Here is an 8239-nt window from a genome sequence, read left to right on the forward strand (position 1 = left end):
CAGTCACTGGCGTACTACGGAATCACATGAGCGACTCTTCTTATAGCGACGGCGCCGCCGCGCAGCCGGCACACAGGCCGGAACAGACGGCGCCCCGGCTGGTGCTCCAGGGCATCACCAAACAATATCCGGCCGTGCGAGCCAACGACGACGTCACGTTGATCGTCGCGCCGGGCGAAATCCATGCCGTGCTCGGCGAGAATGGCGCCGGCAAAAGCACGCTGATGAAAATCATCTACGGCGCGGTGCGGCCCGACGCCGGCGAGATTCGCTGGGAAGGCGAGGTGGTCGAGATTGGCAGTCCGGCAGCGGCGCGCAAGCTGGGTGTCGGCATGGTGTTCCAGCACTTTTCGCTGTTCGAGACGCTCACGGTCGGCGAAAACATCGCGCTCGCACTCGACGAACCCTTCGATCTGAAGACGCTCTCGAAGCGTATCCGCGAAGTCTCCGCCGACTACGGCCTCGATATCGACCCGCAGCGTCACGTGCATAGCCTGACCGTGGGCGAGCGGCAACGCGTCGAGATCGTGCGCTGCCTGCTGCAGAACCCGCGTCTGCTGATCATGGACGAACCGACTTCGGTGCTGACACCGCAAGCGGTCCGCAAGCTGTTCGAGACGCTGCGACGCCTCGCCGCCGAAGGCTGCAGCATCCTGTACATCAGCCACAAGCTCGACGAAATCCAGGAACTGTGCGACACCGCGACGGTGATGCGCGGCGGCCGCGTGACCGGTCATGTGAAGCCGAAGGGCGAAACCCACGCGTCGCTCGCGCAATTGATGGTCGGTCATTCACTGCCGGACTACACGCGTCGCGAGCACAAGCCGGGCGCGGTGCTGCTCGACGTGAAGCAGCTCTCGGTGGAAAGCGACGACCCGTTCGGCACCTCGCTGCGTGATGTGTCATTCAGCGTGCATGCGGGCGAGATCTTCGGTATCGCGGGCGTGTCGGGCAACGGACAGGCGGAATTGCTGTCGGCCCTGTCGGGCGAAAAGCGGGGCGTGCGCGCCGACGCCGTCACGATTTGCGGCAAGGCGGCGGGACGCCTCGGCGCGGGCGGGCGGCGCGCGCTCGGCTTCGGCTTCGTGCCGGAAGAGCGCCTCGGCCGCGGCGCGGTACCGGCCATGACGCTGTCGGAAAACGCGCTGCTCACCGCGCATCGTCAGCAGATGGTGAGCTCGGGCTGGATCAAGGCGGGCGCGATGCGGGCGTTTGCGAAACGCTGCATCGAGGCGTTCGACGTGCGCTGCGGCGGCTCCGAAGCGCTCGCGCAAAGTCTTTCTGGCGGCAACCTGCAGAAGTACATCATGGGCCGTGAGATTCTGCAGGCGCCCAAGGTGCTGGTGGTCGCGCAGCCTACGTGGGGCGTCGACGTCGGCGCGGCGGCGTTCATTCGCCAGCAACTGCTCGACCTGTCGGCGCGCGGTGTGGCGATCCTGGTGATCTCGGAGGAGTTGGAAGAGTTGTTCGACATCTGCGATCGCATTGCGGTGCTCGCCGGCGGCAGACTCTCGCCGGTGCGCGCCACGGGGGCGACCAATGCCGAGGAAATCGGCCGCTGGATGGCGGGCCTGTTTGGCGACCGCGAAGGCGCGGCGCCATCCGCGGAACAGCCGGCGCATGCCTGATCCGACTTCTGCCGCGCACGCGCGGCGGGTCGCCTGGCATGAGAACCAGAACCATAAGCAGAACCCAGATAAGCACACGCTACCCATGATCCTTCCGTATCGACTCGAAGCACGCACGACGCCCTCGCGCACCATGCAGCTCGCCGTGCCGCTGATCGCCGCGTTGCTCACGCTCGCGATCGGCTTTCTGATTTTCAGCCTCGTCGGCCGTGATCCGTTGCAGGCCATGCACGCGTTTTTCATCGAGCCGCTCTCCAGCGTGAACGGCTGGTCCGAGCTGCTGCTGAAGGCGTCGCCGCTGTGCCTGATCGGCCTCGGGCTTGCTATCGGCTATCGCGCCAATGTGTGGAACATCGGCGCCGAAGGGCAGATGCTGCTCGGCGGCATCGCCGCGAGCGGCGTCGCGATCTATTTCGATCAGGCCACCGGCTGGTGGATTTTGCCGACCATGATGATCGCCGGCGTGCTCGGCGGCATGGCGTGGGCGGCGATTCCGGCGCTGCTCAAGAGCCGCTTCAACACCAACGAGATTCTCGTCAGCCTGATGCTCACGTATGTGGCCACGCAACTGCTGATCTATCTGGTGAGCGGCCCGTGGCGCGACCCGCAGGGCATGAACTTCCCGCTCTCGGAGATGTTCAGCGGCGACGCGCTCTATCCGACTTTCTCCGGCGACTGGCACATCAAATGGCTGCGCGGCACGCGCCTGAACGCCTCGGTATTCGTCACGCTGATCGCAATTCCGCTCGTGTGGGTCTTCATGCGCAAGAGCTTCGCGGGCTATCGCATGAACGTCGGCGGTCTCGCGCCGCTCGCCGCGCGCTACGCCGGCTTCTCCGACAAGAAAACCATCTGGACCTCGCTGCTGATCAGTGGCGGCCTCGCGGGGCTCGCCGGCATGGGGGAGATCGCCGGCCCGATCGGACAATTGCAGGCCACGTGGTCGCCGGGTTACGGCTTCACGGCGATCATCGTCGTGTTCGTTGGACGGTTGCATCCGCTCGGCATCGTGCTCGCGAGCCTGCTGATGGCGTTGCTGTATCTCGGCGGCGAAGCGGTGCAGACCTCGATGCAACTGCCGCAGGCGCTCTCCGGCGTGTTCCAGGGGCTGTTGCTGTTCTGCCTGCTGGGTGCCGACCTGTTCGTGAACTACCGTGTGCGCCGCCGCTCCCTGGCCGCCCAGGTTCACTGACCGGTTCGCCGACATTCGCTCATTGCTCACTGATTTTTGCGCCGGATCTCCATGGACATTCAACAAGCCAGCTCGCTCACTTCGAGCGCCGTCACCGCCGCGATTCCGCTGATGTTCGCGGGCGCGGGCGAACTCGTCACCGAAAAATCGGGCGTCCTCAACCTCGGCGTCGAAGGCATGATGCTGATGGGCGCGGTGACCGGCTACGCGGTCACCGCGATCACCGGCAACCCGTGGCTCGGCGTGCTCGCCGCGATCGGCGCCGGTCTCGCCATGTCGCTGCTGTTCGCCTTTCTCACGCTCACCATGCTCGCCAACCAGGTCGCCACCGGCCTCTCGCTGACCATCTTCGGCATTGGTCTTTCGGCGTATGTCGGTAAGCCCTACACGTCGGCCGCGGTGCGCGCGACCATCGACACGTGGACCATTCCCGGCCTCTCGAAGATTCCGGTGCTCGGACCCGCGTTCTTCAGCCTCACGCCGCTCGATTACCTCGCGTTCCTGATGTTCGCGGTGATCGGCTGGTTCCTGTACCGCACTCGCGCGGGTCTCGTCCTGCGCTCGGTCGGCGAGTCGCCGCAAGTCGCGCATTCGGTCGGCTTTCCAGTGGTCGGCGTGCGCTACGGCGCGGTGGCTTTCGGCGGCGGTATGGCCGGGCTCGCGGGCGGTTATTATTCGATCGTCAATCTGCACCTGTGGCAGGAGCAGCTCACTTCGGGCCGCGGCTGGATCGCGCTCGCACTGGTCGTGTTCGCGACGTGGCGCCCGGGGCGCCTGCTGATCGGTGCGCTGCTGTTCGGCGCCGTGACCGGCCTGCAGTTCTACGCCCAGGCGATCGGCGTGCCGGTGCCGACGCAATTCCTCGCGATGCTGCCTTACGTCGCGACGGTCGTCGTGCTGGTGCTGATCTCGCGCAATCCGAACACGATTCGTCTGAATGCGCCCGCATCGCTGGGCAAGCCGTTTTTCTCGGCGGGCTGACCGACCATCGACCCGACGTTTCACATCATTCGACAAACACGACAGGAGAAAACATGAAGAGAAGAAATCTGCTGACCGCTTTCGCATGGGGCGCGGCCTCGCTCGCGCTCGCCGCGCCGCTCGCGCAAAGCGCGCAGGCCGCCGATGCGCCGGGCGTCGCGTTCGTCTACCTCGGCAATCCGGGCGATGCCGGCTGGACCTTCGCGCACGATCAGGGCTCGAAGGAAGCGGAAGCGAAGTTCGGCAGCAAGGTCAAGATCACGCGCATTGAAAACGTGCCGGAATCGGCCGACTCCGAGCGCGTGTTCCGCGATCTGGCGAACAAGGGCAACAAGATCATCATCGGTTCGAGCTTCGGCTATCAGGACTTTGAACTGAAGGTCGCGAAGGATTTTCCGGACACCGTTTTCCTGCACGCAACCGGCTACAAGAAGGCGCCCAACTTCGGCACCTATGACGTGCGCATGTACCAGGGCGCTTACCTCGCGGGCGTCGCCGCGGGTTACGTGACGAAGACCAACACGCTCGGCTTCGTGGCTTCGGTGCCGATTCCGGAAGTGATCCGCAACATCAACGCGTACACGCTCGGCGCGCGTTCGGTGAACCCGAAGGTGCATACCAAGGTCATCTGGATCAACAGCTGGTTCGATCCGGGCAAGGAAAAGCAGGCGGCTGAAACGCTGATCGGCCAGGGCGCCGACGTGCTGCTGCAAAACACCGATTCGAGCGCCACGCTCGCCACGGCGTCGGCCAAGCACGTGCACGCGTTCGGCTGGGATTCGGATATGAAGAAGTTCGGTCCCGACGCGCACCTCGGTTCGGTGGTCGCGCACTGGGGCGTGTACTACAACGCGGCGATCCAGCAGGTGCTGGACGGCAAGTGGAAGAACGATCCAGTGTGGTGGGGCATTCCGCAGAAGGCCGTCAACCTCGAAGATCTGAACACGTCCGCGATTCCGGCCGACGCGCAGAAGCAGGTTTCGGCCAAGCGTGACGAACTGGCCGGCGGCAAGTGGGACGTGTTCACCGGTCCGATCAAGGACCAGTCCGGCGCGGTGAAGGTGCCGGCCGGCAAGACGCTGACCGATCCGGAACTGCAACGTCTGAACTGGTACGTGGAAGGCGTGGACGGGTCGCTGCCGAAGTAACTGCGTTCGTGGCGTAGCGGCGTCAGCAAGCGGCGCCAGAAGGTCGACCAGGCGGCGGTCTCAGCAACCGCTGCTTTAGAGCGCTGCGTCCAGTTCGGACGCAGCTTTTTTTTACTTCGGATTTTTCCCGCTGGACATCGCCGGCTCTCGCCGGCCCTAGGTCAGTCGATGCGCAAGCCGACCTTGATCGTCACCTGCCAATAAGCCACCTTGTCGTTTTCGATCTGGCCCCGAGTCTCCGTCACTTCGAACCAGTGCAGATTGCGCAGCGTTTTCGACGCTTTGGCAATGGCTGTGCTGATGGCGTCGTCGATCGATTTGGTCGACGAGCCGGTCAGTTCGATCTGTTTGTAGACGTGTTCTGACATGAACTTCCTCCTTTGATCTTCGTTGGTGTTCAAAAAGTATAGGCAACGCCAGCGCCGCGAACGGCCCTCGCTCGAGCAAGTCATTCCGCACATGCCGTGCCCGCTATACCGCGGCCAGACGCGGCCGTTATCATGTCCGCGCAACTCAATCTGAAATCCGACGAGGTTCGAAAGTGGAAATTGGTTTTTGCGGTCCCGGTTTGATGGGCGCGCCGATGATCCGGCATCTGCTGCGCGGGGGGCATACCGTGCATGTCTGGAATCGCACGCGTGCCAAGGCGGAAGCGTTGCAGGCGGACGGTGCTCAGGTGGTCGACACGCCGCGTGAACTCGCGGCGCGGTGTGAGGCGGTGCTGCTGTGCGTCGCCGACGCGGCCGCGGTCGAAGAAACCGTTTTCGGCGCGTCGGGCCTTTTGAGCGGGGATGCGCCGGTAGCGGGCCGTTTGCGCTGGATCGTCGATCACTCCAGCATTCCGCCAGCCGCGACGCGCGCTCTCGCGCAGCGTGCGGCGGCGCTGACGGCGGTTCGCACGGCCGGAAGTGTGGACGGGGGCGCAGGTATGGGCGAGGACGCGGGTGTGGGCGACGGCGCACGTGGAGCAAGGGACGCCGGTACAGGCGCACGTGCAGGTGCAGACCCACGCACAGGCGCTCACGAGAACACCGGCGCCGGCGCGAACCCGAACGCGGTCGAAAGTGCGGCGGCCGGCAGCATCGGCTGGATCGACGCGCCGGTTTCAGGCGGCGTGGCCGGCGCCACCGCCGGCACGCTGGCCATCATGGCAGGCGGCGCCGCGGCGGACATCGAGGCCGTCAAACCGCTGCTCGGCGCCTACGCGTCGCGTGTCACGCACATGGGCGAAGTCGGCGCGGGCCAGACCGCCAAACTGTGCAATCAGACCATCGTCACGGCGACTCTGGCGGCGATCGCCGAGGCGGTCAGCCTCGCGCAGCGCAGCGGGCTCGACGCCTCCCGGCTGACCGAAGGTCTCGCCGGCGGCTGGGCCGATTCGGTGCTGTTGCAGATTTTCGTGCCGCGCATGACGCAAAGCGGCCTCGCACCGGTCGGCGCGTTCCGGACCTTTCAAAAGGACATCGACACGGTGGCGGCGACGGCGTACGAGACCGGCACGCCGATGCCGGTCTCGTCGACGGTCCAGCAATTACTGCGACTGGGGGCGGCGATGGGTCTCGGCGAGGCCGACCTGTCGGCCTTCATCGACGTTTTGCAGACGCCGCGCGGTGTCCAAAACCCGTAGCGCGACGGGCGCGCGGGTTGAAATCACGATAACCTGCTAAAATATTGGGTTTTTCGCCGATATCACATTCAAAGGGACGCGCCGTGCTGTCTACCGCCAATATCACCATGCAATTCGGGCCAAAGCCCCTCTTCGAGAATATCTCGGTCAAATTCGGGGGAGGGAATCGCTATGGCCTGATCGGTGCGAACGGCTGCGGTAAGTCCACCTTCATGAAGATTCTGGGCAGCGACCTGGAGCCGAGTTCGGGTAACGTCATGCTCGAGCCGAACATCCGACTCGGTAAGCTGCGCCAGGATCAGTTCGCGTACGAAGACGTGCGCGTGCTCGACGTCGTGATGATGGGTCACGCCGAAATGTGGGCCGCCATGACCGAGCGTGACGCGATCTACGCGAACCCCGACGCGACGGACGACGATTACATGCACGCCGCCGAACTCGAAGCGAAGTTCGCCGAATACGACGGCTACACGGCCGAAGCACGCGCGGGCGAACTGCTGCTTGGCATCGGCATCGCGATCGAAGACCACAACGGCCCGATGAGCAACGTCGCTCCAGGCTGGAAGCTGCGCGTGCTGCTCGCGCAGGCGCTGTTCTCGAAGCCGGACGTGCTGCTGCTGGACGAGCCGACCAACAACCTGGACATCAACTCGATCCGTTGGCTGGAAGATGTGCTCAACCAGTACAACTCGACGATGATCATCATCTCGCACGATCGCCACTTCCTGAACCAGGTCTGCACGCACATGGCCGACATGGACTTCGGCACGCTGAAGGTTTATCCGGGCAATTACGACGACTACATGCTGGCGAGCACGCAGGCGCGCGAGCGTCAGCAGAACGCCAACGCGAAGGCGAAGGAACGTGTCGCCGACCTGCAGGACTTCGTGCGCCGCTTCTCGGCGAACAAGTCGAAGGCGCGTCAGGCCACCAGCCGTTTGAAGATGATCGACAAGATCAAGATCGAGGAATTCAAGCCGTCGTCGCGGCAGAATCCGTTCATCCGCTTCGAGTACGAGAAGAAGCTGCATAACATCGCGGTGGTGGCCGAGAAGATCTCGAAGAAGTACGAGCGCACCATCTTCAACGACTTCAGCATCAGCGTGCAGCCGGGCGAGCGTATCGCGATCATCGGCGAGAACGGCGCGGGCAAGACCACGCTGCTGCGTTCGCTGCTCGGCAAGCTGCAACTCGATCACGGCACGGTGAAGTGGGCGGAGAATGCGAACATCGGCTACATGCCGCAGGACACGTACGAAGAATTTCCGGACGACATCACGTTGATGGAGTGGATCGACGGCTATCGCCAGGAAGGCGACGACGAACAGATGGTGCGCGGCACGCTCGGCCGGCTGCTGTTCAATGCCGACGACATCCGCAAGTCGGTCAAGGTGCTCTCCGGCGGTGAGAAGGGCCGCATGATCTGGGGCAAGCTCATGCTGGGCCGCCACAACGTGCTGCTGATGGACGAGCCGACCAACCACATGGACATGGAGTCGATCGAGTCGCTGCAGATCGCGCTCGACAAGTTCGAAGGCACGCTGATTTTCGTCTCGCACGACCGTGAGTTCGTGAGCGGCCTCGCGAACCGGATCATCGAGGTGAAGACGGATGGCACGCTGAACGACTTTGGCGGTAATTACGAAGACTTTTTGTTGAGCCA

The 8239-nt window shown here is 64.1% G+C and carries 7 protein-coding genes; 6 read left to right on the plus strand and 1 reads right to left on the minus strand.

Annotated features, from left to right (window positions below; genetic code table 11):
• The first annotated feature begins 26 nt into the window (after positions 1–26).
• The 4 genes from P0D70_RS30645 (at position 27) to P0D70_RS30660 (ending at position 4949) form a co-directional block, all read left to right on the plus strand.
• A complete protein-coding gene (locus P0D70_RS30645; protein WP_408187238.1) occupies positions 27–1628 on the plus strand; it encodes an ABC transporter ATP-binding protein in 1602 nt (533 codons plus the stop codon).
• An 85-nt stretch (positions 1629–1713) separates the two neighbouring features.
• A complete protein-coding gene (locus tag P0D70_RS30650; RefSeq protein WP_091793646.1) occupies positions 1714–2820 on the plus strand; it encodes an ABC transporter permease in 1107 nt (368 codons plus the stop codon).
• Positions 2821–2871: 51 nt separating this feature from the next.
• The gene (locus P0D70_RS30655) at positions 2872–3801 is read left to right on the plus strand and encodes an ABC transporter permease (protein ID WP_091793648.1); all 930 of its coding nucleotides are present in this window, start codon (positions 2872–2874) and stop codon (positions 3799–3801) included.
• 53 nt (positions 3802–3854) lie between these two features.
• Positions 3855–4949 (plus strand): BMP family ABC transporter substrate-binding protein, encoded by a 1095-nt coding sequence (locus tag P0D70_RS30660; protein WP_091793650.1) that lies wholly within the window; start codon positions 3855–3857, stop codon positions 4947–4949.
• A 161-nt stretch (positions 4950–5110) separates the two neighbouring features.
• On the opposite strand, the gene P0D70_RS30665 is transcribed toward P0D70_RS30660, so the two are convergent.
• A complete protein-coding gene (locus tag P0D70_RS30665; RefSeq protein ID WP_091793652.1) occupies positions 5111–5317 on the minus strand; it encodes a dodecin in 207 nt (68 codons plus the stop codon).
• 173 nt (positions 5318–5490) lie between these two features.
• On the opposite strand from P0D70_RS30665, the gene P0D70_RS30670 reads away from it, so the two are divergent.
• Together P0D70_RS30670 and P0D70_RS30675 are read left to right on the plus strand one after the other, a co-directional pair.
• Positions 5491–6576 (plus strand): NAD(P)-dependent oxidoreductase, encoded by a 1086-nt coding sequence (locus tag P0D70_RS30670; RefSeq protein ID WP_408187239.1) that lies wholly within the window; start codon positions 5491–5493, stop codon positions 6574–6576.
• Positions 6577–6659: 83 nt separating this feature from the next.
• A partial coding sequence (locus P0D70_RS30675) for an ABC-F family ATPase (protein ID WP_408187240.1) occupies positions 6660–8239 on the plus strand: 1580 nt, incomplete at its 3' end.

Source organism: Paraburkholderia sp. RL17-381-BIF-C (assembly GCF_046026435.1).
In the GTDB taxonomy this organism is placed as follows: domain Bacteria; phylum Pseudomonadota; class Gammaproteobacteria; order Burkholderiales; family Burkholderiaceae; genus Paraburkholderia.

Bases quoted from the DNA above. Each gene is read 5' to 3' on its own strand.
- P0D70_RS30645 (WP_408187238.1), top strand. From the start codon at position 27: ATGAGCGACTCTTCTTATAGCGACGGCGCCGCCGCGCAGCCGGCACAC.
- P0D70_RS30650 (WP_091793646.1), top strand. From the start codon at position 1,714: ATGATCCTTCCGTATCGACTCGAAGCACGCACGACGCCCTCGCGCACC.
- P0D70_RS30655 (WP_091793648.1), top strand. From the start codon at position 2,872: ATGGACATTCAACAAGCCAGCTCGCTCACTTCGAGCGCCGTCACCGCC.
- P0D70_RS30660 (WP_091793650.1), top strand. From the start codon at position 3,855: ATGAAGAGAAGAAATCTGCTGACCGCTTTCGCATGGGGCGCGGCCTCG.
- P0D70_RS30665 (WP_091793652.1), bottom strand. From the start codon at position 5,317: ATGTCAGAACACGTCTACAAACAGATCGAACTGACCGGCTCGTCGACC.